The sequence below is a fragment of the Streptomyces sp. WZ-12 genome, assembly GCF_028898845.1.
Lineage (GTDB): Bacteria > Actinomycetota > Actinomycetes > Streptomycetales > Streptomycetaceae > Streptomyces.
The window spans coordinates 5,585,579-5,609,910 of sequence record NZ_CP118574.1 but is presented as its reverse complement, the minus strand read 5'-3'; the positions used below and the strand labels follow the sequence as shown (position 1 = coordinate 5,609,910).

The window sequence follows — 24,332 nt, the reverse complement described above, 5'->3', positions numbered from 1 at the left end:
GGCGCGGCTCCGCCCGTCCCCGTGGACGTCGTGAAACGGAGCGCGCCGTTTCGGTACGTGGAACGCAGGCGGCCGAGCGGGCCGGCGAACCGGCCCCTCGGCAGGTGGCGGAAAACCTCCGTCGACGCACCGCCGCCGCGCGACCTCGGCGCGACGGCATCAACGGGCGGGCCTCAAGAGGCAGGCGTCAACGGGCGGGCTGCAACGCCACGGCGTCACTAGGGCAGTTGCACCGGCTGCGCCACCGCCGCCTGCGGTCGGATCGGCAGGCGGCCGATCGGCCGGCCGGTCGCGGCGCGGACCGCCGACGCCACCGCGGCCGGCGAGGTCACCACCGGCACCGCGCTGACCGCCTTGGCGCCGAACGGGGCGACCACATCGCGCTCCTCGACCAGCTTGGCGATCCGGATGTCCGGGGCGTCCAGTGAGGTCGGCAGCGCATAACCGGTCAGGTCGGGATGGCGGACCTGGCCGCGGGTGGTGCGGAGGTTCTCCATCAGCGCGGCCCCCAGGCCCTGGGTCACCCCGGCCTCGATCCGGGCGCGCAACTGGCGCGGGTTGAGCACCCGCCCCACGTCCTGGGCCACGGTCATCTCCACCACCCGCACCGTGCCCAACTCGATGTCCACATCGGCGACACAGCGGATCGCGCAGAAGACCAGGCCGACGAACGCATCGCCCTGGCCGGTCTCGTCCAGCGGCTCGGTCGGATGCGGCCGGCACTGCGCGGTGGCCCACAGCTCCTTGCCGTCCAGCGCCTCGGCGACGGTGGTGCTGAGCACCCCGTCGTACGAGGTGATCTTGCCGTCGGCGATCTGCAGCAGCTCGGTGGACATCCCGAACTTGTGGGCCAGCGGCTGGAGGAGCTGGGTGCGGACCATCTTCGCGGCCCGCTCGATCGCCCCGCCGGAGACCCAGGTGTGCCGGCTGTGGCAGGCCCGACCGGCCGGCGGCTGGTCGGTGTCCACGCCCGCGACGTGCACCTCCTCCACGCCCAGGGTCTCCTGGACGATCTGGCGCGCCAGGGTGGCGAAGCCCGAACCGGTCTCCACGGCGGCGCAGATGACGGTGGCGACCGAACCGCTGACCTTGACGGTGGCGGTGGACACCTCGTCGGCGCCCTCCGCGCCGAGCATGTGCACCATGCCCAGGGCGTAGCCGACGCCGCGCCGGACCGCGCCCGGCTCGCCCGCGCCCTCGGGCCCGCCCGGCAGCAGCCACTCCGCCTCGGGGGTGTCCTTGGGCAGCTCCGGCAGCGGCGCCTCGGTGACGGCGGTCAGCAGCTCGGCCACCGGGGCGGGGCAGGTGACCGTCTGCCCGGTGGGCAACAGGTCGCCGGTGGCCATCACGTTGCGCCGGCGGATCTCGTCGGGCTCCAGGCCCAGTTGGGCGGCCAGCTTGTCCATCTGGCCCTCATAGGCGGCGCAGACCTGGAGCGCGCCCTCGCCGCGCAGGTGGCCGGAGGGCGGGTTGTTGGTGCGCACCGCCCAGCCCTCGACGACGGCGTGCGGGACGACGTACGGGCCGCAGGCGAACGAGACCGCGGCGGCCAGCGCCTCGGAGGAGGTGTCCGCGTACGCCCCGGCGTCCATCAGGATCTGCGCCTCCACCTTCACCAACGTGCCGTCGGCGTCGGCGTGGTGCCGGTAGCGCAGCAGCGTCGGGTGACGGTGGGCGTGGGTGAGGAAGGACTCCTCCCGGGTGGCGGCCAGCTTCACCGGGCACCCCGTACGGAGCGCCAACAGCCCCAGGGACAACTGGACGCTGGGGTCCTCGCGGTCGGCGGTGGCCCCGGGCACGCCCGTCACCACGACCCGGACCTGCTCCCGCGCCAGCCCGAAGGAGGCGGCGGCCAGATCGCGGTCGGTGTGCGGGTCGGTGGAGGCGGAGTAGATCTCCACCCCGCCGTCGGGCCGCGGCACCGCGAGCCCGGCCTCGGCCCCGATGGGCGCGGGGTCCTGGCGGCCGATCCGGTAGAAGCCCTCGACCATCACCTCGCCGACCGCCTCCGGGTCGCCGAAGCGGAGCGGGATGTGCCGGATGAGGTTGCCATCCGGGTGCAACGGCTCGGCCTCGAAGGCGAGTTGGGGGTCGGTGACGGCCTCCTGGACCTCGTACTCGACGACGATCGCGGCGGCCGCCAGCCGGGCCGTGTCGGGGTGGTCGGCGGCCACCGCGGCGATCGGCTCACCGTGGTGGCGGACCTCGTCCTTGGCGAACACCGGGCGGTCGGCGGTGCCCCGGCCGTGCCCCTTGTCGCCGGGCACGTCCTCGTGGGTGACGACCGCGTGCACGCCCGGCATCTCCGTGGCGTGCCGGGTGTCCACGGAGCGGATCCGCGCCCGGGGGTGCGGGGAGCGCAGCACCGCCGCCCACAACAGGCCCTCGGCCCACAGGTCGGAGGCGTACGGGAAGGTGCCCTCGGCCTTGGCCGCCGCGTCGGCGGGCGCCAGGGAGACGCCCAGCCCCTGCGCCGGCGGTTCGACGGGGATCTGGGCGCCCGTCGCGGGCGTCGCGGTCGCGGCCCCGACCCCGGCCCCGTCAGTCGTACCGCTCATGCCACGTCCCCACTCCGCTCGCCCCCGACGGCGCGAGGCGCGCACCCCCTGGTGGTCTCACTCATCCGGCGCCTCCCGGCTGCTGCTCCTGGTGGTGCGGTGCCCCGTCCATCGGGTCGGCGGGACCGGCCTGGTGGGGGATGCGGGCGGTCTCGGCCGGCGCCTCCCCGGCGGCCTCGGCGCGGGACGCGACGACGTCGGCGACGGCGTCCAGGACCCCCCGGTAGCCGGAACAGCGGCAGAGGTTGCCGCAGAGCGCCTTGCGGGTCTCCAACTCCGTGGGGGCGTGGTTGCCCTCCAACAGGTCGTGGACGGTCATCGCCATGCCCGGTACGCAGAAGCCGCACTGCACGGCCCCGGAGGCGGCGAGCGCCTGCTGGACGTCGGAGGGCACGCCGTTCTCCGCCAGCCCCTCGACGGTGCGGACCTCGCTGCCGGCCGCGGTGGCGGCGGGCACCAGACAGGAGGCGACCAGCCGCCCGTCCACCTGGACCGAACAGGCCCCGCACTCCCCTTGGGAGCAGCCGTCCTTGGCCCCGGCCAGGCCGAGCCGCTCGCGCAGCACGTACAGCAGCGACTCGCCGATCCATGCCTCGGTCACCGGGCGGTCGACGCCGTTGACGCGCAACACGTAGGAGGCGGAGGGGTGTTCGTCGTGGCCGTCGGGGGCGGCCGGCGCCGGCTCGGACGGCGCGGGGTGCGCCGTCGCGGCCTCGGCGTCGGGGGTGGCCGGTTCGACGGGCGGCGCGTCCGTGGCGGTGGCCGGGGCCGCCGGCTCAACGGCGGTCGGCCCGGCGGGGGGTGGGCCGGAATCCGCAACGGGATCCGCGGCCGGGCCCTCCGGGTGGCCGGCCTCGACGACGTCCGGGACTGCGGCCGCGGGGGCCTTGGGGGCGCCCTGCGGGCCCGCCGGCGCCGGCTCGGCGGGCAGCGCCCGCGCGGGCGCCTCGGGGGCCGTCTCCGCGCCGCGCTCGGCGGGCGCCACCGGCCCCGCCACGTCGTGCTCGACGGCCGGCGCGTGGGGCTCGCCCTCCGGGGCGGCGGCCGCCCGGCCCGCGTCGACGACGAACTCCCCCGTGGTGTCGGACTGTTCGCCCTCCACCACCGGGATCGACCAGCTTTCGGCGCTCCCGGGGGCGGGCACCTCCGTGGCGCCTTCCTGGCCGGTGGGCGCGTCCTCCTGGTGGACCGGCTGCCCGGCCGGCGGCCACTGGGCCAGCGCGTCGGCGGGCAGCGACCAGTGGCCGGTCGCCCCGCCCGTACCGGACGCGGCGGCGCCCCGCGCGTACGGGTCGTCGGCGGGCGCCGGGTACGGCTCGCCCGCGCCGGCCGGAGCGCCCCCGTCGGCGCCGGTGCCGGCCCCGCTCGTGGCGTCCAGCCCGGCGCTGAAGTTCCAGTGTCCTGTGGCGCCCTGGCCCGGCACCCCGGTGCCCTCGTACGGCGCGGGGTAGCCGCCGTCGGCGTGCGGCGCGGCGCCGCCGTGGCCGGTCAACTGGTCGTCGCCGACGCGGTACTCGCCGGACTCCTCAAGGACGTCGTCGGCCGCCGGCACGCGCCACGCTCCGCCGGCCGCCTCCGGACTGCCGGCGACCGGCCAGTGCACCTGCTCGCCGCCCCACGGCTGGGCGCCCTCGGGCGCGTTGGCCTGGTAGCCGGCGGGCGGGCCCTGGTGCGGTGCGGGCTCCTGCCGGCCCGTCTGGTCGGTGTATCCGGCCGCGGGGTCGGCGTACCCGGCGGACTGGTCGGCGAACGGCATCGTCCACTGCCCGGTCGCCGCCGGGTCGGTGCCGGCGCCCGGGTGCGCGGGGGCGTGCGCGGGGAACGAGGCGGGCGGGGTGTAACCGTGGCCGGGGGCCGCCAACGGGTCGCTGCCCGGAGTGCGGTAACCGGCCCCGTACGCCTCGGTGGTGAAGCCTTCCGGAAGCTGGACGAAGGCGGTCGCCTCCGCCTCGTACTCGCCGCCCGGCGGCAGCGGCTGCCAGCCCTGCTCCGGATGCGGCTGCTGCCGGCGGCGGTTGTCTGCTTCGCTCACGAGAGCGCCCTCCCAAGTGCGCGGCGGGCCAGGGCTGCCACCGTACGGCGCAGGTGCAGAGCGGCCGGCGGCAGGGCCGCCGGTTCGGAGCCGTCCTGCGGCGGCGCCGGGTCGGGGATGCAGGCGGCGGCCACGTAGTCGCCGAAGGCGGCCAGCGCCTCGGGGACCAGGCCGCGTTCGCCGTCCCAGTCGATGAGCGAGGCCACCCACTGCTCGGCCTCCAGGGGCCGCAGCGGCATGGCGGCGACCGCGCCGACCGCGCAGCGCACCGAGCGCCGGGCCGGGTCCAGGACCAGCGCGACGGAGGCGGTGGCGCGGCCGGGGCCGGTGCGCCCGGTGGCCTTGAGGAAGGTCTGCGGGGCGTGCAGCAGCGGCACCCGGACGAAGCCGACGAGCTCGCCGGGGCTCAACATGTCCCGGCCGGTGAGCAGATGACTGACCGGGATCTCGCGGCGGGCGCCCCCGGGGCCGGCGATGACGACCGTGGCCTCCAGGGCGGCGAGCACCGGGAGGGTGTCGCCCGTGGGGGCGCAACTGACGATGTTGCCGCCGAGGGTCCCGGCGTTGCGGATCTGCGGCGGGCCGGCCGCGCGGGCCGCGGCGGCCAGTCCCGGGATGAGCGCGGCGAAGTCGGGGCGTCCCATACGGGCGAGGGTGAGGCCCGCCCCCAGCAGCGCGTGGCCGTCCAGGTATTGCCAGCCGCGGATCTCGCTGATCCGGCCGAGGCCCACCAGGCCCGCTGGTCTGAGGAGTCCGGCGTTGACCGCCGCCATGAGGTCCGTGCCGCCCGCGACGGGCACGGCGGCGGGCATGGCCGTCAACGCCGCCACCGCCTCGTCGAGCGAGACCGGCAACGTCACCGATTGCGACGCGTGCGGTGCGTGCGTGGTCAACCCAGCTGCCCCTTCCCCGGTGTCCCGGCATTCCGCTCCGCCGTACGGTACGTGCTCACGACCCGGACGTGGCAACTCTGGCACATCTTCGCGGACCCGGTACGCGAGGGTGCGCGAAGGGTGTTCCGTCCCGAAGAGGGCGCTGGTCCGGATTCGTCCCCCCGGTTCCGGTGAACGGGCACCACCGTTCCAGGGTCCGGCCGGACAGGCGCCCTCCTTGGACGAGGGCTCACACGTTTGGGGGCGACCCGTCGAAGGGGCGTCCGAGGATGCCGGGACGCCGCTGCCACGGGAGGGGGCCACCGGGCGGGCGGTAGCCGACGCCGAGGGCGTCGAGGCGGGCGTAGTGCTCGGTCATCCGGCCGGTGAAGTCCTGGTAGTCGCGGGCCTCCGGGGCCGGCAACCGGGACCAGGCCACCTCGGCGAACGCCACCAGCCGCGGGAAGAGCTGGTAGTCCAGGCGCGGTTGACCGTCCATCGCCTCGGACCAGGCGTTGGCCTGGGTGCCCAGGACCCGCTCGGCCTGTTCGCGCGTCAACTGCGGCGGGACCGGCTCGAACCGGTAGACGTCCTCCAGGGTCCGCACATAGCCGATCGGCACCGGCTCCTCGGGCGAGGCGTGCTGCCGGTAGTCCAAGTACACCTGCTGCGAGGGGCACATGACGACGTCGTGGCCGGCCTTGGCGGCGGCGATGCCGCCCTCGTACCCGCGCCAGGAGGAGACCGTCGCGCCCTCCGCCAGGCCCCCTTCGAGGATCTCGTCCCAGCCGATCAGCCGGCGGCCGCGGTCGGTCAGCCAGCGGTCGAAGTGCCGGATGAACCAGCTCTGCAGCCCGTCCTCGCCGTCCAGGGACAGCTCCGCGATCCGCTCCTGGGCGGTGGCCGAGGCCCGCCACTGCTCCTTGGGGCACTCGTCGCCGCCCACGTGCACGAAGCGGGACGGGAAGAGGGCGAGCACCTCCTCCAGCACGTGCTCGTAGAACCGCAGGGTGGTGTCAGTGGGCGCCAGTACGTTGGGACTTACGCCCCAGGTGTCCCAGACCTTCAGGGAGGTGGTGTCGATGACGTCGGTGTTGCCCAGCTCCGGGTACGCCGCGATGGCGGCCTGCGAGTGCCCGGGGATATCGATCTCGGGGACGACGGTGATCTGTCGCTCGGCGGCGTAGGCGACGATCTCGCGCAGATCGTCCTGGGTGTAGTAACCGCCGTGCGGGCGCGGGTCCCACAGCGGCGAGTCGCGGTGGCCGAGTTTGCTGCGCTCGCGCCAGGCGCCGGTCTCGGTCAGCCGCGGGTAGCGGCGGATCTCGATCCGCCAGCCCTGGTCGTCGGTGAGGTGGAAGTGCAGGACGTTGAGTTTGTGGGCGGCCATCAGGTCGAGGTAGCGCAGCACCCCTTCCTTGGGGAGGAAGTGCCGGGCGACGTCCAGCATCAGGCCGCGCCAGCCGAAGCGGGGGGCGTCCTCGATGGTCTGCTCCGGCATCCCGGGGGCGCGCTCCGGGTCGAGCGCGGAGCGCCGGAAGGCGGCCGGGCCGAGGAGCTGACGGAGCGTCTGCGCGCCCCAGAAGACGCCGGCCGGGCTGCCGCCGGTGAGGCGCACGCCCCAGCGGGCGTCGGCGTCGAGCCGGTAGCCCTCCGCCGGCAGCGTCGCGTCCAGGGCCAACGTCAGGGTGTCGGGCGCCTCGGCGGAGCCGGGCGGCAACGGGAGGGCGAAGGCGGCGCCGAGGGTGGCGCGCAGCCAGCGGGCGGTGTCCTCGGTGCCGGGGGCGGCGGCCAGCGCGGTCTGCGCGCCGAGCCGCACGGTCCGGGGGCGGGCCCCGCCGTCGCCCAGGTCGCGGCTGAGCGGCGCCGGGATCAGACCTGTGGGGGAATCGGTCTCCAGAGCTGTCACGACGTGAAGTCTTCACCGCGTCGCCGCGGAAGGAAACCACGGCGGCGACAGCCGTCGGCGCGCACTCCCCGGGCCGGCGCCCGCCGGGGCCACCGCGACGGGCGGTCCGGGCACGGCAACGGGCCCGGGCCCTCAAGGGACCCGGGCCCGTGCGGACCGAGGGTGGGCCGGCCGCGCTCCGGGGCCTCGACGCCGCTCGGCGCCGGGCCTGTGGGCGGCCGCCCGCCCGGGGCGGCTACTTCTTGCCGCCGTCCTTGCCCTTGTCCTTGTCGCCACCGGCGCCCATGGACTCGAAGATCTCCTTGCACAGCGGGCAGACCGGGTACTTCTTCGGGTCGCGACCCGGGACCCAGACCTTGCCGCAGAGCGCCACGACGGGCGTGCCGTCGAGCGCGCTCGCCATGATCTTGTCCTTCTGGACGTAGTGGGCGAAGCGCTCGTGGTCGCCGTCGCCGTGCGACACCTGCGGTGTCGGCTCTACGAGGGTCCCCGTACCTGCCCCGCGCTCGGGCTCAAGAGTGCTCATAACTGCCAAGGGTACTCACGCCCGCCGCGCCCCGGGAGCGTCGGCCCGCTGCCAGATGCACCACCAGCCCCAGGGCCGCGACCCCGGCCGCAGCCCACGGCAGCGCGTCCGGCGCCAGCCCCGCCGCCAGGGCCAGTCCGCCGAGCGCCGAGCCGACCGCGCTGCCCAGGTAGAGCGCCGAGTTGTTCAGCGCGAGGGCCACGGTGCCGCGCTCCTCACCGGCGGCCTTCAGCAGCCGGTGCTGCTGCGGCACCTGGAGCGCCCAGCCTGCCGTGCCCCAGGCCACCAGCGCGACCACCGCGCCGGGCAGCACCGCGCCGGCCAGCGTCGGCAGCAGCGCCTGGGCGGCGACGATCACCAGCAGCACCCCGCCGACCAGCGGCCGCACCCGACCGGTCCGGTCCACCAGCGGTCCGGCCAGCACGCTGCCCAGCACCCCGCCGGCGCCCCAGGCCCACAGGTAGGGGGTGACCTCGTGGACGCCGCCGGCCGCGGCCAGCACCGGCGCGAGGTAGGTGTAGAGGCCGAGGCTGGCCACCGCGGCGAGGAAGGACACCGTGACGACCGGCGCCACCGCGCGGTCGGTGAGGGCCGCGAGCCGGGCCCGCATGGGCACCGCGGGCCCCGCCGGCACCGGCGGCAACAGCGCCGTGAGCCCGCCGAGAGCGACCGCGCCCAGCCCGGTGACCAGCCAGAGCGTGGCCCGCCAGCCGGTGTGCTCGGCCAGCAACACCCCGATCGGCACGCCCAATACGGTGCCGGCGCTCATCCCGCCCATCACCAGGGCCAGCGCCCGGCCACGCTTCGCCTCGGGGACCAGCGCGGCGGCGGCCGCCGTGGACAGCGCGGAGTAGACCCCGGCGCCGGCGCCCGCGACGATCCGGGCGGCGAGCAGCGCCCCCAGCGAAGGGGCCAGCGCGGTCAGCCCGTTGCCGACGGTGAAGACCGCCAGCGCGGCCAGGATCAGCAGCCGGGGCCGCACCCCGGAGAGCAGCCCGGCGACCAGCGGCGCGCAGATCGCGTAGGCGAGCGTGAAGACCGTGACCAACTGACCGGCCAGGGACAGCCGGGTCCCGACGTCCTGGGCGAGGACCGGTAGCAGCCCCGCCATCACATACGCGTCCAGGCCGAGGGTGAACGCCCCCAGCGTCAGCAGCCAGACCTTGCGCACCGCGCTCAACTCCCCTGGCCGGACCGGGGCCGGGGACCCTCCCCGGTCCCCGGGCGGACCACTGCGGGGAAACGTAGGAAGTCTCCGGATGCCCGCGGAAATGCCCGTACGGAGCACTTATGCTGGGGCCGCATGAATGGTGTCCGCGGTATCTGCGACGACGGGACCGCGGCGCGGCCCACCCCCGACGACGCCCGACACGGCGCGCCCGCCCTCCACGACGCGTACGGCCCCACCGCCCCGGACGCCGATCCGCTCGCCGACCCGATCCTCGACGGCGTCGAACTCCGGCATCTGCGCGGCTTCCTGGCCGTCGCCGACGAGCGCAGCTTCACCCACGCCGCGGACCGACTGCGGACCGGCCAGCCCGCACTGACCCGCGCCGTCCGCGCCCTGGAGACCGCCCTCGGCGTCCGGCTGCTGGACCGGACGACCCGCCACGTCGCCCTGACCGACGCCGGCCGCCGCCTCTACGCCGACCTCGCGCCGCTCCTCCCCCGGCTCGCCACCGCGCTGCGCTCCCCCACCGGACCGGCGCTGCTGCGGCTGGGCTTCACCTCCCTGCTGCCGACCGCCTGCCGTGCGCTGATCGCGGACTTCGAGGCGGCGACCGGGGCCGGCGTCCGGCTCGTCCGCCGGGACGCTCCGCTGGCCGGACTGGAGACCGGGGAGTCGGACGTGGCGGTGCTGCGCGGCGAGGTGCCGCCCGATGCCGGGCTGCGCACCGCCCTCCTGCTCCGGGAGCCGCGGGTGGCCGCCGTGCCGCGCGCCGCCGCCCCGGGCAGCCTGGCCCGCCGCCGGGTCCTGGACTGGGCCGAGCTGGCGGAGCTCCCCCTGGTGGTCAACACCGTCACCGGCGCCACCCGCCCCGAACTGTGGCCCGCCGACCGGCGCCCCCAACTCGCCTGCACCGCGGGCAACTTCGACGAGTGGCTGGAGGCGGTGGCGGCCGGTCACGGGGTCGGGGTGGCTCCGGAACCGGTCGCCGAGCGCCATCCGCACCCCGGTATCCGCTACGTCCGGCTGAAGAACGCGCCCCCGGTGCCCGTCCACCTCGCCCTGCCGGCCCGCGACGCCCACCCGCTGGCCGCGCGCTTCCTCACGCTGTGCCGCGGGCCCCGCCCCTGACCGGCGCCGCCACCGCTCCGGCCGCCGCTACGCCACCACCGCCGGCACCCCGGCCCGCTCCCCGGCCGTCAGCCCCAGCTCCGCGGCGAACGCCAACGCGGCCTGCGGGCGCACCTCGTACCAGCAGTCCCGTCCGCAGACCGCGTCCAACAGCGCGGCCACGTCCACCGCGCCGACCGTGCGGTCCGCGGCGGCCGCGAGGAACGCGCGGACCTCCGCCACCGGGTGCACCTCGGTCTCCATGAGGGCCACCAGCCGCTCCGTTATCTCCTCGACCGCCGCCCCGCCGGGCGCCGCCCAGCTCATCGCCATCGCCAGCCCGTCGTCCGGCAGCGCGGCGGGATACGGGGCGCGCGCCCAACCGCCGTCCTCGTACCAGTAGACGAAGCCGAGGAGGTCCCCGTCGGCCTCGGCCCGGAGCTGCTCCCTGGGCAGCCACGCGGGGCCGCCGGCCAGGAAGTCGATCCGCCGGTCGCCGGTGCGGGTGTAACTGCCGTCCGCGTCATGGCCGCAGAGCAGCGCGCGGCCGTCCTCGTACACCCGCAGGCGCCACCAGTACGCCCCGCCGCCGTTCCAGCAGTGCAGCCCCTGCGGTCCGACGGTGTACTCGTCCCCGTCGTCCGTGGCCGCGGCGACCACCGCCAGCGTCGCGGCCCGCGCCCATACCCGCCCGGGATCGTCCAGGTCCCCCGGCACGCTCGGCCTGTGCATGACGCTCTCCCCCGTCCGTCCGGCGCGACCGCGATGCGGGTGTCCCCGACCCGCCCGGAACCGTGGTTCCGGGACGCGTCCGCGCAGCGTTCCTCCACCTCTCGAACGATAGCGACGGGGTCTGACAATCCCCCATGACGAAGCCGTCACAAAGCACCCGGGCCGCCCGGCAACACCCGGGCGGCCCGGCGCAGTTCAGCGAGTCAGTTGAGCGACTCAGTTCAACGGCGCAGTTCAACGGCTCAGTTCAGCGACGGATCGTCCGGATACGTCGCCACCATCGCCAGCTCGTTGCGCTGCCGGCGCAGCACGGCCCGCCACAACTGCTCGGGATCGGGCGAGGAGACGTCGCCCGGCTCGGACTCGACGACGTACCAGGCCCCCTCCACCAACTCGTCCTCCAACTGGCCGGGGCCCCAGCCGGCGTACCCGGCGAAGATCCGCAGGCTGCCGAGGACCGTGGCCAGCAGCTCCGGCGGGGCCTCCAGGTCCACCAGCCCGATCGCGCCGTGCACCCGCCGCCAACCCAGCGGCTCGTCCCCGGGCCCGGCACCGTCCGCGGCGCCCGCGGCCTGCGGGAACCCGTCGCCCGCGGCGCCCGCGGACGCGCCGGCACGGGTGCCGCTCCCGGCGGACGCGGCGCCCTCACCGGGCGGCCCGCCGGGCACCACGGCCACCCCGAGCGCCGAGTCCAACGAGACCGGGCCACCCTGGAAGACCACGCCGGGCTCCCCGGCCAGCTCGGCCCAGGGGGCGAGGATGTCGGCGACACCGACCGGGGTGGGGCGGTTGAGGATCACGCCGAGGGAACCCTCCTCGTCGTGGTCGAGGAGGAGCACCACCGCGCGGTCGAAGTTCGGGTCGGCGAGCGCGGGTGTGGCGACGAGCAGCCGCCCTGTGAGCGAGGACACCTCGGTCATGGCCACATGATCCCGCACTTCCGCCCGGAAGGGGGAGTCAACGCCCGGACCCACCGGGAGAGCAGGGCAGGCGTACGGCGGCAGGCCCCGGCGCACGACTTCTGCCCCCAGATGCACCATTCGCGACATTCAACGCGTTCGCCACAAAAGGCGATTACGAATCAAAGGCGGACCGTAGCGGAGTGTGTTGTGACAAAGCCATTACACGGTGGAGACCGGGACACCGCCACGGGCACCCCCTCGGGCGCCCTTACCATTTCTCGTGGCCCAGTCCGACTCCAGGAACGCGAGATCCATGACCGTCTCTACTGACGACGTACTGCTTGTCCACGGCGGCACCCCGCTGGAGGGCGAGATCCGGGTTCGCGGTGCGAAGAACCTCGTCCCCAAGGCCATGGTCGCCGCCCTGCTGGGCAGCGGTCCGAGCCGGCTGCGCAACGTGCCCGACATCCGGGACGTCCGCGTGGTCCGCGGGCTGTTGCAGCTGCACGGCGTCACGGTGCGCCCGGGGGACGAGCCCGGCGAGCTGGTCCTCGACCCCTCGCACGTGGAGAGCGCCAACGTCGCGGACATCGACGCGCACGCCGGCTCCTCGCGGATCCCGATCCTGTTCTGCGGCCCGCTGCTGCACCGACTGGGCCACGCCTTCATCCCGGGACTGGGCGGCTGCGACATCGGCGGCCGGCCGGTGGACTTCCACTTCGACGTGCTGCGCCAGTTCGGCGCCAAGATCGAGAAGCGTGACGACGGGCAGTACCTGGAGGCGCCGCGCGGGCTGCGCGGGACCAAGATCCGGCTGCCGTACCCGTCGGTCGGCTCGACCGAGCAGGTGCTGCTGACCGCCGTCCTGGCCGAGGGCGTCACCGAGCTGTCGAACGCCGCCGTGGAGCCGGAGATCGAGGACCTGATCTGCGTCCTGCAGAAGATGGGCGCGATCATCTCCATGGACACCGACCGGACCATCCGGATCACCGGTGTCGAGAAGCTGGACGGCTACACCCACCGCGCCCTCCCGGACCGCCTGGAGGCCGCCTCCTGGGCGTCCGCGGCGCTGGCCACCGAGGGCAACATCTACGTCCGCGGCGCCCACCAGCGCTCGATGATGACGTTCCTGAACACCTTCCGTAAGGTCGGCGGCGCCTTCGAGATCGACGACGAGGGCATCCGCTTCTGGCACCCGGGCGGCTCGCTGAACGCCATCGCCCTGGAGACCGACGTCCACCCCGGTTTCCAGACCGACTGGCAGCAGCCCCTGGTGGTCGCCCTGACCCAGGCGTCGGGCCTGTCGATCGTCCACGAGACGGTCTACGAGTCCCGGCTCGGCTTCACCTCCGCCCTCAACCAGATGGGCGCCCACATCCAGCTCTACCGCGAGTGCCTGGGCGGCTCCGCCTGCCGCTTCGGCCAGCGCAACTTCCTGCACTCCGCGGTCGTCTCCGGCCCCACCAAGCTCCAGGGCTCCGACCTGGTCATCCCCGACCTGCGCGGCGGCTTCTCGTACCTGATCGCGGCCCTGGCCGCCCAGGGCACCTCCCGGGTCCACGGCATCGACCTGATCAACCGCGGCTACGAGAACTTCATGGCGAAGCTCGTCGAGCTCGGCGCCAAGGTGGAGCTCCCGAACGGCTCCCTCCGGGACTGAGCCCCCGCGGACACCCAAAGCGCCGCCCCGTCGCACCCCAGCGACCGGGCGGCGCTTCTGCCTTGCCCCCAGAGGCCCGCGAACGGCCCCGCTGGACGTCACCAGCCCAAGGCCGGCCGCAGGCCCCCTGAGCCCCCTCCGCGGACACGAACGAAGGCGGCCACCCTCCGGGGAGGGTGGCCGCCTTTCAGGCCGTGGGAAGGGCCTTACTTGCCCTTGGCGGCTTCCTTGAGCTTGGAGCCCGCGGAGACCTTCACGCTGTAGCCGGCCGCGATCTGGATCGGCTCACCGGTCTGCGGGTTGCGGGCGGTACGAGCGGCACGGTGGGTGCGCTCGAAGGTCAGGAAGCCGGGGATGGTGACCTTCTCGTCGCCCTTGGCGACGATCTCGCCGACGGTCTCGGCGAGCGCGGCCAGAACGGCGTCGGCGTCCTTGCGGGTCACCTCGGCGCGATCGGCCAGTGCGGCCACCAGCTCACTGCGGTTCATGTATGTACTCCCGTGTTCTTCTTGCCAATGCGGCGTGAGATCGAAGCCGATGCTGCCAGGGCCCTCGAACGGCCCACGGAACGGGGTCCGTCCTTCAGCTCCCTCGCGCCTGAGGTCCCCCTGGACATTGTCCTGGGAGAGCATCCTGCCCCCACCTGCGGCGGTAAAGCCAATCCGGCACCCCTGGAGGGTCACCCGCCACCCTATGGGTGGCCCGCTGGGGGCAGGTCATGCGACGCGCCGGCTCAGGCACCCGTGGCGGCTGTCACAGCCTCGCCCGCGGCCTTCGCCGCGTCCCGCACCGCGCCGGCCACCGCACCCGCGACCTTCTCGTTGAAGACGCTGGGGATGATGTAGTTCGCGTTGAGCTCGTCGTCCAGCACGACGTCGGCGAGGGCCCGGGCGGCGGCCAGCATCATCTCGGTGTTCACCGTACGCGACGCGGCATCGAGCAGGCCGCGGAAGACGCCCGGGAAGACCAGCACGTTGTTGATCTGGTTGGGGAAGTCCGAGCGGCCGGTGGCGACGACGGCGGCGGTCTGCCGGGCGAGGGCCGGGTCGACCTCCGGGTCCGGGTTGGCCAGCGCGAAGACGATCGCGCCGTCGGCCATCTTGGCCACGTCGTCGCCGTCGAGGACGTCGGGCGCGGAGACACCGACGAAGACGTCGGCGCCGACCACGGCCTCCTTGAGGGTGCCGGTGACGCCCTCGGGGTTGGTGTTGTCGGCGATCCAGCGCAGCGCCGAGTCGGGGTCGGCGTCGACGAGGTCGGGGCGGCCGGCGTGCACGACACCGTGGATGTCGGCGACCACGGCGTGCTTGACGCCGGCGGCCAGCAGCAGCTTGAGGATGGCGGTGCCGGCGGCGCCGGCACCGGACATCACGACCCGCACGTCCTCGATCTTCTTGCCGACCACCCGCAGCGCGTTGGTGAGCGCGGCGAGCACCACGATGGCGGTGCCGTGCTGGTCGTCGTGGAAGACCGGGATGTCCAGGGCCTCGCGCAGCCGGGCCTCGATCTCGAAGCAGCGGGGCGCGGAGATGTCCTCCAGGTTGATGCCCGCGAAGCCGGGGGCGATGGCCTTGACGATCTCGACGATCGCGTCGGAATCCTGGGTGTCCAGGCAGATCGGCCAGGCGTCGATGCCGGCGAAGCGCTTGAAGAGGGCCGCCTTGCCCTCCATGACGGGCAGCGCGGCCTTGGGTCCGATGTTGCCCAGGCCGAGCACCGCGGAGCCGTCGGTGACCACCGCGACGCTGTTGCGCTTGATGGTGAGCCGGCGGGCGTCCTCGGGGTTGTCGGCGATCGCCTGGCAGACCCGGGCGACGCCGGGGGTGTAGACCATGGACAGGTCGTCGCGGTTCCGGATCGGGTGCTTGGAGGACATCTCGATCTTGCCGCCGAGGTGCATCAGGAAGGTCCGGTCGGAGACCTTGCCGAGCGAGACGCCCTCGATGCCGCGCAGTTGGGAGACGATCTCCTGGGCGTGCGCGGTGGAGGTCGCGGCGATCGTGACGTCGATCCGGAGCTTCTCGTGGCCGGAGGCCGTCACGTCGAGGCCGGTGACCGACCCGCCGGAGGACTCCACGGCCGTGGTGAGCTGACTGACGGCGGTGCCGCTAGCGGGAACTTCCAGTCGCACCGTCATCGAATACGAGACGCTAGGCGCCGTTGCCATGGCCGACTTCCTCTGCTTTCCCTGGTTTGGCTCTGAGCGACCCCGGGACTCAGGGGTGCCCGAGCCGGAGCGCGTCGTTGGATCGTCCCACCTACCAGCCGGTATGCGGTAACCAGCCGCTAGTTTCGGAAAGACTCTTCCACCATACGAGAGTTGACCCGTAGAGCGGAACCCCCTCCGAACGTCGGGAACCGGCCACGGCGCCCCGGACCGGCGGCGCCACCAGCGCGGACGCCGAGGGCGCCCCGGTGGAAAACGACCGCGGGCGCCTCTCCCGTAGGAAGAGGCGCCCGCGCCGTGTGGTTCATGACACCGACCCGCCATGCTCGCCTCGCGGCAAGTGGTCGCTCGTAGCGACGATGGTTGGGCCCGGGGGCTTGGATCGAGCCGGTGCCGCCACCAAGGCTAACAAACCATCCCGGCAAGCGAATCCCGTCTCGCACGCCCGATTTCACAACCCCTCGTACGGCGGCGCGCCCCCGGCTCCGCCCCGGTGGACGGGTGCTAGGGCGCTTCTGACGGATCTCCGCGAGCGGGCGTGCCAGACGCCGCTCCTTCCGCCAGGGAGATCCGTCAGAAGCGCCCTAGTCGCGCAGCAGGTCGGGGACGCCGTTCTCGTCCGGGTCGTCCGGGGCGGCGGAGAGGACGGTGAGCTGCTGGGTGGCGCGGGTCAGGGCCACGTAGAGCACCCGCAGCCCGGCCGGGGACTCGTCGGCGATCTCGGCGGGCGAGACCACCAGGGTGGCGTCGTACTCCAGCCCCTTGGCCTCCAGGGAGCCCAGGGCGACCACGCGGTCGCCGAGCCCGGCCAGCCAGGCGCGGGCCTGCTCGCGGCGGCGCATCGCGACCACGACGCCGACCGTGCCCTCGACCTCGGCGAGCAGTCGCTCGGCCTCGGCGACGGTGGCCCGGGCCAGCGCCCCGTCGGCGCCGCCGGCGGTGTCGTCGGTGACGCGGAAGCGCGGCTCCAGGCCGGTCGAGCGGACCGCCCGCGGGGCCGGAGTGCCGGGCATGGCCAGCGCCAGCACCCTGGACGCCAGCTCGGCGATCTCGGCCGGGTTGCGGTAGTTCACGGTGAGCGTGAAGCGGCGGCGCGGACGGGTGCCGAGCGCCTCGTCGCGGGCCTCGGCGGCCTCGTCCGGGTCCGACCAGGAGGACTGCGCCGGGTCGCCGACCACGGTCCAGGTGGCGTGCCGGCCGCGCCGGCCGACCAGCCGCCACTGCATCGGCGTCAGGTCCTGGGCCTCGTCGACGATGACGTGGGCGTAGTCGGTGCGCTCCTCCTCCAGCCGCTCCCGGCGGCTCCGGCCGGACGAGAAGCGGTCCGCGTAGGTGGTCAGCTCCTCCAGGCCGGTCAGTTGGTCCAACGGGTCGGCCTCGCGGGGGCGGGCCGGACGGGCCGGGGCGCCCAGGATCTGCTGGAGCTCGTCCAGCAGCGCGATGTCGTGCACGGACAGTGGGCCGTGCCCGTCGTCGCCCACCCGCCGCAGCGAGCGGGCCAGTTGGCGGGCCTCGCGGGCGGTCAGGAGGCGGCGGGCCCAGCGGCCCAGGCGGCGCTCGTCGGCCATCGCGGCCAGGACGCCGCGCGGGGTAAGCTCCGGCCACCAGGCGTCCAGGAACTCCTGGAACTCCGGCTCGGTGGTGAGGTCCTCGTCGAAGCCCTGGCGGACCTCGGCGGCCAGCTCCGGGTCCGGGTAGCGGCGGGCGGCGCCGGACTTGGCCCACAGGGCGTCCAGGATGAGCCGACGGGCGCGCGGGCGCAGGAGGTTGACGGGGGCGGTGCCGCCCAGCGCGGACTGCCGGATGGCGGTCAGCTCGGCCCCGTCCAGTTCGAGGCGGGCGCCGAACGCGACCACCCTCAGGCGGGACGGCGGGGCCGCCGCGGCAGCCGGGGCGTCCGCCTCGGCGAGGTCCTCCAGGGACAGTTGGGCGTCCTCCGCGGTACGGGCGCGCGGCGGGGCGGGGGCCGTCCCTTCCAGCGCCCCGCGGGCCGCCTTGCGCAGCAGCCTGACCATCCGCGCCGAGCCCTTGATGCGGGAGACCGCCGGCGGGTCGTAGGCGGTCGCCTCGGCGCCGTCGACGAGCGAGCCGAGCGCCCGGATGGCGACCTGGCCCTCCTCGCCGAGCGAGGGCAGCACGCCCTCGGTGTAGGCGACCAGCAGCGGGGTCGGGGAGACGATCAGGATGCCGCCGGCGTAGCGGCGGCGGTCCTGGTAGAGGAGGTAGGCGGCGCGGTGCAGGGCGACCGCGGTCTTGCCCGTGCCGGGGCCGCCCTCGACCTCGGTGACGGAGGCGGCGGGGGCCCGGATCACCATGTCCTGTTCGGCCTGGATGGAGGAGACGATGTCCCGCATGGTGTGGCTGCGGGCCCGGCCCAGCGCGGCCATCAGCGCGCCGTCGCCGACCGCCGGCAGCTCCTCGCCGTTCAGCGTGGCGGTGACCTCCGGGCGCATCAGGTCGTCCTCGACGCCCAGCACCTTGCGGCCCTTGGAGCGGATCACCCGGCGGCGGACGACCCGGCCGGGGGCGACCGGGGTGGCGCGGTAGAAGGGCGCGGCGGCCGGCGCCCGCCAGTCGATGACCAGCGGCGAGTAGTCCGCGTCCAGGACGCCGAGGCGGCCGATGTGCAGCGTCTCGGCGATGGCGGCGCGGCCGTCCTGGACGGCGCCGTCGGCGGGCTCGACGGAGGTGAAGGCGCCGTCCGGGCCCTTCTTGCCGTCCTTGCCCAGGAGCAGGTCGATCCGCCCGAAGAGGAAGTCCTCGTACTCGGAGTTGAGTCGGTGGAGGTGGACGCCGGCCTGGAACACCTGGGCGTCGCGCTCGGCGAGCGCCCCGGGGGTGCCGACCTGGCCGCGCTTGGCGGCGTCGTCCATCAGGAACTCGGCCTCGTGGATCTTCTCCTCAAGGCGCCGGTAGACGCGGTCGAGATGCGTCTGCTCGGCCTCGATCTCGTGGTCCCGAACGGAATCCGGTGTGTGATCCGGTGCGTGCGTGGCATTGTGCGCGGCCACCCAAGCCCCCTTCTGCTGTGCGTAGGGCAGCCGTCAACCGTACGCGAACCAGCCACGTCGCGCACCTGGAGGGGCGGACAAACACGGACGGAGTCGGTCGGATGTTGACGCCGGACGCGGCCGGGGCGGGCGGGTCCGGTCATCCGGCGCGCCCGATCCGGCGCCGGTGCCGGGCCACCCGGGCGCGGTTGCCGCAGACCTCGCTGGAGCACCAGCGGCGGCGCCGGCCCCGCGAGGCGTCCAGGTAGACCAGCGAGCAGCCGTCGCCCGCGCACTGCCGGAGCTGGCCGCGCGCCACCGGGTCGGCGAGCAGCGCGACGGCGTCCCGGGCCACGGCCGCCAGTAGCCCGGCGCAGTCCGGCGGTTGGGCCAGGACGCCGGTCAGCGCGCCGTCCGGGCCGCGGACGACGTGCACGACGGGCGGCGGGGCGGCGCCGGCCGCCGCGTTCAGCAGTGCCAGGTCGGACGCGGCGGCGCGGCCGAGGAGTTCGGCGCGGACCGCCCGGCCGAGCGGCTCGCGCAGCGCCCGGAAGCGGGCCACCCAGCGGACGTCGACGCCGTCCAACGGGGCGCCGGGCGGCACCACTTGGGCGCCGGCCAGCCAGGCGGCCAACGGGACGGGGCCGGTGAGCCGTTCGCCGGCGGCCGGGTTGCCGCCGGCGGTGGCCACCAGGTCCAGGCAGACCCGCCCGCTGTCGAACCGGAAACCGTAGGGGGCTGCCATGTGCCTGTCACTCCTCGGGAAACGGACACGGGGGACGCGGGGAAGGGGGCGGAGGGGGCGTACGGGAGCGTTCTTAGGGTGCCTGGCCGCGCCGTCCGCCGGAACCCCACGGGCGGGCCGCGCCGCGCACCGGCCGGCCCGCGGGTCGTCGTCCGCTCCGCGCCCGGCCACGCGCGCCCACTAGACGCGTGACGTAGACGCCAGGTGTAGACATCGAGCGTATACATGTGATGTATAGTCCGGCGGCATGTCCTCTCCGCTGCTCAAGAACCGCGCCAGCCTGACCCACAAGCTCGGTTACGCGGTCCGCAACCCGGCCCGGATCACCCCCTACCTCAAGCGCACCGCCCGCGACACCTGGCTGCGCCTGAAGCACCCCGACCACGTCGCGTACTACCGCGCGGTGATGGCCTCCGACACCGGGCGCAACCCGGAGGCCGCGGTCGGCAGTCGCAGCCACGAACGCTGGCTGGCCCTGGGGGAGATGCAGTTCGACTACCTCGTGGAGCACGGGCTGCGCCCCGAGCACCGGATGCTCGACATCGGCTGCGGCAACCTGCGCGCCGGCTGGCGCTTCATCGCCCACCTGGACGCCGGCCACTACTACGGCATCGACATCTCGCCGGACATCCTGATAGCCGCCAAGCGGACCCTGGCGTCCTACGAACTCCAGGACAAGCTCCCGCATTTGACGATCACTCAGGACCTGAAGTTGGAGTTCCTGCCGTCCGGGCACTTCGACGTCGTCCATGCGCACAGCGTCTTCTCGCACTCGCCGATCCACGTCATCGACGAGTGCCTGGCGCACGTCGGCCGCATCCTGGCCCCCGGCGGGTTCTTCGACTTCACCTTCGACCGCACCGAAGGCGCCGAACACCAGGTGCTGCGGGAGGACTTCTACTACCGGACGGAGACACTGCTGCGGCTGGCCCGTAAGCACGGGCTCCAGGCGCGCTTCATGGAGGACTGGGAGACCCGGCCGCACGGCCAGTCCAAGATCCGGGTCGCCAACCCGGCCTGAGGGAGCGGCCGTTGCCCTCCGCTCCCGTTAGCCGACGCCGGGCGGGGCGTCGCCCGTAGGGGCGTCGGGCGCGAGCCGGTAGCCGCCCCCGGGCGCCGGGTGGATCAGCCCGGACTCCCCCAGCGCCGCCCGTAGGTGCGCGACCGCGGCCTCCAGGTCGGCCTCCGTCGCGCGCCCACCCCCGGCGGGGCCCGGCAGCGCCCGCAGCAGGTCGGCGCGGGGGACCGCCTCGCCGGGGCGGCGGGCCAGGGTGCGCAGCAGCGCCATCCCGGCGGGCGGCACCGGGCGCGGCGCCCCGTCCACCACGGCGGTCCGGGCGCGGACCTCCAGCCGCCGCCCGGCAACCGCCAACGGACGTGCCCGTAGCGGGAGTTCCCGACACAGTAGCTGCACCAACGGGCCGAGCCGGAAGCGCTCCGGCTCCAGGGTGGGCACGTCCAACGCCGCCAACGGGGCCGCGGTCACCGGTCCCACGCACACCGCCGGCACGTCCCGTCGCAGCGCGGCCAACAGCCCCGGCCGGATGCCGCGTTCGGCGGCCCGGCGCAGCAGGGAGGTGACGGCCGGGGCGCTGGTGAAGGTCACCGCGTCCACGCCGCGCGCCAGGACCGCGTCCAACAGCCCGTCCAGCGGCCCGAGGTCGACCGGCGGCAGCCACCGGTACACGGGTACCGGGACGACGTCCGCGCCGGCGGCCCGCAGCGCCCCGACGAACTCCGGCTGCGGCTCCCCGTGCAGTTGGACGGCGATCCGCCGGCCGGCGACGCCCTCGGCCAGCAGGTGGTCGAGCACCCCGGCCAGCGACTCCGAGGCCGGCGACCAGCGCTCGGTCAACCCGGCGGCCCGGATCGCGCCGCGCACCTTCGGGCCGCGGGCCAGCAGCTCCGCGCCGGCCAGCCGGCCGCGCAGCGCCTCGCCCAGCCCCCAGTCGTCCGCCGCCGCCAACCAGCCGCGGAAGCCGACGGCGGTGCTGGCCACCACCGCGTCCGGCGGCCCGGCGACCAACGCACGGGTGACGGCGCGGAGTTCGGCGTCGTCCGCCAGCGGCACGGTGCGCAGCGCCGGGGCGTACACCACCTCGGCGCCACGGCGCTCCAGCAGCGCGCCCAGCTCCGCCGCCTTGCGGGCCGCGGTCACCGCGACGGTGAACCCGTCCAACGGGCGCGGCGCCCCCTCCGGCACCGCCGACCCCGGCCCGCCCGTCTCCTGCTCCTGATCCCGCATCCCGGTCCGATCCGTCGCGCTCCACCTGGCGTGACCCGCCGCGCCTGCGGACCGCGCGCCTGGTGCGCCAGTATTTCCGGCCGCCCGCGGGGCCCGCCGCCCGGGGTGGCGACCCGACGTCAACGGGCACCGGGCGAGGGGCGACCATCCCGCCACCGGGCCGGCTCGGCCACGGCCGGTCCGCGCCCCGACCGCCACCGGGCCCGCCCGTCGCACGGGCGCCGGTTCGCCGCCCCGTAGACGCATCTGACCTGCACGAAACCTCGATCCGGCGCGGTGCAGAGGCATGCGAGGGGCCGCCGCGGCACGCCCGCGGCGTACGGGCCGGGGGTGGCGCGCCGCCATGCACCACGCGCCCCTCCCCTTCACCCGTACGGGGTAATGGCACGTGCCCCGGACACTGCCAGCCTTTTAATCCGACGCAGGACGTAACCAGCCCACCACGCTCCGTCGCCGCCACGGGAGGCGCCTCCCGTGGCGGCGGGCGACCGTTCGCCCCTGCCAGGGCGCCACACCCACCCCCGCAGGGATGCCGGGCTCCCGGACAACCGGAAGGAAAGGGATGCGATGCACCGATCACCCCAGCGGGGCGGGGACCCCCTCGACCCCAAGCCGGGGGACGGCGGACGGCACGGCTCCTGAACCTCCCCAGCCACCCACCGGTCGGGGCGCCCCGACCGCCGCGCGATCCCCCGCCGGGGCACTCCCAGCCCCGGCCCCGAGGCCCGTCCGGCCCAGCCGCGGCCGGACGGCCCCGGGCCCGCCCGCCCATCCCCGCCCCGTCGTGACGCCCCGAGGCCAAGGAGCGGTCCCCGTGGACTTCCTGGTGTTCCCCGACCACCCCGTCGCCGCCCGGCTCGCCGCCGGACTGCCCCGGACGCCGGCCACCCACACCGTCGCCCACCCCTCCGGCCGCCCCTGGATCGTCGGCCACTGGCGGCGCGAGGAGCTGGTGACGGCCCGGGTCGGCCCGCGCTGCGCGATGCTGCTCGGCACCACCTCGGCCACCCCGGACGACCTGGCCCACCTGCTGCACCGGCTGCGCGACCTGGACGACCTCGCCGAGCTACGCCACGAACTCCCCGGCAGCTTCTTCCTGTTGGCCTGCACGGGCGCCGAGATCCGCAGCCGGGGCAGCCTCTCCGCGATCCGCCGGCTGCACCGCACCGCCCTCGGCGGCATCACGGTCGTCGGCAACCGCCCGCAGGACCTGGCCGCGCTGGCCCGCGCGGCGGCCGCCGCCGGACTGCCCGGCGCCCCGCGCACCGGCACGGTCGACGAGGAGGCGCTCGCCGCCCATCTGCTCGCCCCCGGCGCCCCGTTACCGCTGGCGCGGCGCACCCCCTGGCGGGCCGTGCACGCCGTACCGCCCGACCGCTGCGCCGCCCACGACCCCGCCGGCCGCTACCGCGAGCTCCGCTGGTGGCGCCCGCCCGAGCCCGAACTCCCGCTCCCGGACGCCACCGAGGCCGTACGCCAGGCCCTCAGCGCGGCCGTGCACGCCCGCACGAAACGGGCGACGCTCAGCGCCGACCTCACCGGCGGCCTGGACTCCACCAGCATCTGCTTCCTGGCCGCGCGCGACGGCACCGAGCTGATCACCACCGGCTGGGAGGGCCGCGACCCGGCCGACGACGACCCCCTGTGGAGCGCCCACAGCGCCTACCGCCTCAGCCTGGTCCGCCGCGCCGGCCGCCACCTCTCCCTCCCGTACACCGACGCCCCCACCTGGTACACCCCGCCCGAGCACCCCGGGCACACCGACCCCGCCGGGCCGCTCGCCGCCGTCCGGGACGCGGCCCGGCTGGTCCACCAGGCGCACCTGGTCGCCGCGTTCGGCTCCCGGATGCACCTGACCGGCGTCGGCGGCGACGAGCTGTTCGCGCCCCGGCCGCTGGCGCTCAACTCCCTCGCCCGCGGCGACCTGCGCACCGCCGTCCAACTGGCCCGTCGCGCCCGGCGCATCGCCCCCCAGTCGCTGCCCACCACCGTGCGCACCCTCCTCGGCGGCCGCTCCTACCCCCGTTGGCTGGCCGCCGGCGCCGACCGGATCACCCCGGGCGCGCGCCGCCGCGCCCAGGGCGCGGACTGGGAGGAGGTGCCGGCGATGCCGCCCTGGGCGCACCCGGACGCGGTCGCCACGGTCCGCCGGCTGTTGCGCGAGGCCGCCGCCGCGGCACCCGAGCCGTTCGACCCGCTGCGCGCCCAGCACGAGGTGGCCGCCGCGGCCGTCCGGGCCGGCGAACGGGTGCGCGGCATCGACGCGTTGACCTCGGGCTGCGGGGTGGCGTACGAGGCGCCGTTCCTGGACGACGCGGTGATCGAGGCGGCGCTGGCCGTCGGGCTCGCCGACCGGGTGCCGGGCGGCGGCAAGCCGGTGCTGGCCGCGGCGATGCGCGGCACGGTGCCCGGGCCGGTCCTGGGCCGCGGCGGCCGGCGCGCGCACAGCGCCGAGCTCCACGCGGGGCTGCGCCGCAACCGCCGGGCGCTGGCCGCGCTGTGCGAGGACTCCAAGCTGGCGGCGCTGGGCCTGATCCGCCCGGAGGCACTGCGTCCGGTGCTGACGTCCCTCCAGCCGGACACCGGCGCGCTCCGGCCGCTGGACCCGACGCTGGCCGCCGAGTTCTGGCTGCGCGCGCTGCCGTCCCCGCAGGCGCACGACGCGCCTCCGCCGCCCGCCGCCCGACTGTCGGCCCCGGCCGCGGAGAACGGCTAG

Annotated in this window: 17 protein-coding genes; 4 read left to right on the top strand and 13 right to left on the bottom strand. The window is 75.4% G+C overall.

All coding sequences use genetic code 11. The features are described from left to right. Nucleotides 1-218: 218 nt before the first annotated feature. The 6 genes from PV796_RS24235 to PV796_RS24210 all read right to left on the bottom strand — a co-directional run bounded on the left by PV796_RS24235 (nucleotide 219) and on the right by PV796_RS24210 (nucleotide 9,068). Nucleotides 219-2,558, bottom strand: coding sequence for a xanthine dehydrogenase family protein molybdopterin-binding subunit (locus tag PV796_RS24235; protein ID WP_274915477.1), 2,340 nt, complete (start codon nucleotides 2,556-2,558; stop codon nucleotides 219-221). A gap of 61 nt (nucleotides 2,559-2,619) precedes the next feature. Continuing rightward, the gene (locus PV796_RS24230; protein ID WP_274915476.1) at nucleotides 2,620-4,590 is read right to left on the bottom strand and encodes a 2Fe-2S iron-sulfur cluster-binding protein; all 1,971 of its coding nucleotides are present in this window, start codon (nucleotides 4,588-4,590) and stop codon (nucleotides 2,620-2,622) included. Next, nucleotides 4,587-5,483 (bottom strand): FAD binding domain-containing protein, encoded by an 897-nt coding sequence (locus PV796_RS24225; protein ID WP_274915474.1) that lies wholly within the window; start codon nucleotides 5,481-5,483, stop codon nucleotides 4,587-4,589. The genes PV796_RS24230 and PV796_RS24225 overlap by 4 nt, the downstream gene beginning before the upstream one ends. A 229-nt stretch (nucleotides 5,484-5,712) precedes the next feature. Beyond that, entirely contained in the window at nucleotides 5,713-7,371 is a 1,659-nt protein-coding gene (locus tag PV796_RS24220; RefSeq protein WP_274915472.1) for a beta-N-acetylhexosaminidase, read from the bottom strand. A gap of 235 nt (nucleotides 7,372-7,606) precedes the next feature. Then, entirely contained in the window at nucleotides 7,607-7,897 is a 291-nt protein-coding gene (locus tag PV796_RS24215) for a DUF3039 domain-containing protein (protein WP_274915470.1), read from the bottom strand. Beyond that, nucleotides 7,884-9,068: an MFS transporter gene (locus tag PV796_RS24210; protein ID WP_274915468.1), complete on the bottom strand. Its 1,185-nt coding sequence runs from the start codon at nucleotides 9,066-9,068 to the stop codon at nucleotides 7,884-7,886. The genes PV796_RS24215 and PV796_RS24210 overlap by 14 nt, the downstream gene beginning before the upstream one ends. A 132-nt stretch (nucleotides 9,069-9,200) precedes the next feature. Between PV796_RS24210 and PV796_RS24205 the strand changes: the two genes are divergently transcribed. Further along, a complete protein-coding gene (locus PV796_RS24205; protein WP_274915466.1) occupies nucleotides 9,201-10,196 on the top strand; it encodes a LysR family transcriptional regulator in 996 nt (331 codons plus the stop codon). A 27-nt stretch (nucleotides 10,197-10,223) separates the two neighbouring features. Here the strand turns inward: PV796_RS24205 and PV796_RS24200 are convergent, their stop codons facing one another. After that, complete coding sequence (locus PV796_RS24200; protein WP_274915465.1) at nucleotides 10,224-10,907, bottom strand: hypothetical protein; 684 nt, start codon at nucleotides 10,905-10,907, stop codon at nucleotides 10,224-10,226. Nucleotides 10,908-11,149: 242 nt separating this feature from the next. After that, nucleotides 11,150-11,827 (bottom strand): YqgE/AlgH family protein, encoded by a 678-nt coding sequence (locus PV796_RS24195; RefSeq protein ID WP_274915463.1) that lies wholly within the window; start codon nucleotides 11,825-11,827, stop codon nucleotides 11,150-11,152. 295 nt (nucleotides 11,828-12,122) lie between these two features. On the opposite strand from PV796_RS24195, the gene murA reads away from it, so the two are divergent. Then, the gene (gene murA / locus PV796_RS24190; protein WP_274915462.1) at nucleotides 12,123-13,469 is read left to right on the top strand and encodes a UDP-N-acetylglucosamine 1-carboxyvinyltransferase; all 1,347 of its coding nucleotides are present in this window, start codon (nucleotides 12,123-12,125) and stop codon (nucleotides 13,467-13,469) included. Between the two features lie 206 nt (nucleotides 13,470-13,675). On the opposite strand, the gene PV796_RS24185 is transcribed toward murA, so the two are convergent. From PV796_RS24185 to PV796_RS24170, 4 genes are all read right to left on the bottom strand, one after another. After that, nucleotides 13,676-13,957 carry an HU family DNA-binding protein gene (locus PV796_RS24185; RefSeq protein ID WP_071961969.1) on the bottom strand — a complete coding sequence of 94 codons (282 nt, stop codon included), beginning with the start codon at nucleotides 13,955-13,957 and terminating at the stop codon, nucleotides 13,676-13,678. A gap of 245 nt (nucleotides 13,958-14,202) precedes the next feature. After that, nucleotides 14,203-15,636 (bottom strand): NAD-dependent malic enzyme, encoded by a 1,434-nt coding sequence (locus PV796_RS24180; protein WP_274915460.1) that lies wholly within the window; start codon nucleotides 15,634-15,636, stop codon nucleotides 14,203-14,205. A gap of 584 nt (nucleotides 15,637-16,220) precedes the next feature. Then, nucleotides 16,221-18,647, bottom strand: coding sequence for a HelD family protein (locus PV796_RS24175; RefSeq protein WP_274915458.1), 2,427 nt, complete (start codon nucleotides 18,645-18,647; stop codon nucleotides 16,221-16,223). Between the two features lie 139 nt (nucleotides 18,648-18,786). Next, nucleotides 18,787-19,371, bottom strand: a complete 585-nt coding sequence (locus PV796_RS24170) for a CGNR zinc finger domain-containing protein (protein WP_274915457.1) — start codon at nucleotides 19,369-19,371, stop codon at nucleotides 18,787-18,789. A gap of 247 nt (nucleotides 19,372-19,618) precedes the next feature. On the opposite strand from PV796_RS24170, the gene PV796_RS24165 reads away from it, so the two are divergent. Next, nucleotides 19,619-20,392 (top strand): class I SAM-dependent methyltransferase, encoded by a 774-nt coding sequence (locus tag PV796_RS24165; RefSeq protein ID WP_274915456.1) that lies wholly within the window; start codon nucleotides 19,619-19,621, stop codon nucleotides 20,390-20,392. Between the two features lie 27 nt (nucleotides 20,393-20,419). Here the strand turns inward: PV796_RS24165 and PV796_RS24160 are convergent, their stop codons facing one another. Next, nucleotides 20,420-21,616 carry a uroporphyrinogen-III synthase gene (locus PV796_RS24160; RefSeq protein ID WP_274915455.1) on the bottom strand — a complete coding sequence of 399 codons (1,197 nt, stop codon included), beginning with the start codon at nucleotides 21,614-21,616 and terminating at the stop codon, nucleotides 20,420-20,422. A gap of 814 nt (nucleotides 21,617-22,430) precedes the next feature. Here PV796_RS24160 and PV796_RS24155 point away from each other — a divergent pair. Continuing rightward, a complete protein-coding gene (locus tag PV796_RS24155; RefSeq protein ID WP_274915454.1) occupies nucleotides 22,431-24,332 on the top strand; it encodes an asparagine synthase-related protein in 1,902 nt (633 codons plus the stop codon).

Bases quoted from the DNA above. Each gene is read 5' to 3' on its own strand.
- PV796_RS24235 (WP_274915477.1), bottom strand. From the start codon at position 2,558: ATGAGCGGTACGACTGACGGGGCCGGGGTCGGGGCCGCGACCGCGACG.
- PV796_RS24215 (WP_274915470.1), bottom strand. From the start codon at position 7,897: ATGAGCACTCTTGAGCCCGAGCGCGGGGCAGGTACGGGGACCCTCGTA.
- PV796_RS24205 (WP_274915466.1), top strand. From the start codon at position 9,201: ATGAATGGTGTCCGCGGTATCTGCGACGACGGGACCGCGGCGCGGCCC.
- PV796_RS24200 (WP_274915465.1), bottom strand. From the start codon at position 10,907: ATGCACAGGCCGAGCGTGCCGGGGGACCTGGACGATCCCGGGCGGGTA.
- PV796_RS24195 (WP_274915463.1), bottom strand. From the start codon at position 11,827: ATGACCGAGGTGTCCTCGCTCACAGGGCGGCTGCTCGTCGCCACACCC.
- murA (WP_274915462.1), top strand. From the start codon at position 12,123: ATGACCGTCTCTACTGACGACGTACTGCTTGTCCACGGCGGCACCCCG.
- PV796_RS24185 (WP_071961969.1), bottom strand. From the start codon at position 13,957: ATGAACCGCAGTGAGCTGGTGGCCGCACTGGCCGATCGCGCCGAGGTG.
- PV796_RS24180 (WP_274915460.1), bottom strand. From the start codon at position 15,636: ATGGCAACGGCGCCTAGCGTCTCGTATTCGATGACGGTGCGACTGGAA.
- PV796_RS24170 (WP_274915457.1), bottom strand. From the start codon at position 19,371: ATGGCAGCCCCCTACGGTTTCCGGTTCGACAGCGGGCGGGTCTGCCTG.
- PV796_RS24165 (WP_274915456.1), top strand. From the start codon at position 19,619: ATGTCCTCTCCGCTGCTCAAGAACCGCGCCAGCCTGACCCACAAGCTC.
- PV796_RS24160 (WP_274915455.1), bottom strand. From the start codon at position 21,616: ATGCGGGATCAGGAGCAGGAGACGGGCGGGCCGGGGTCGGCGGTGCCG.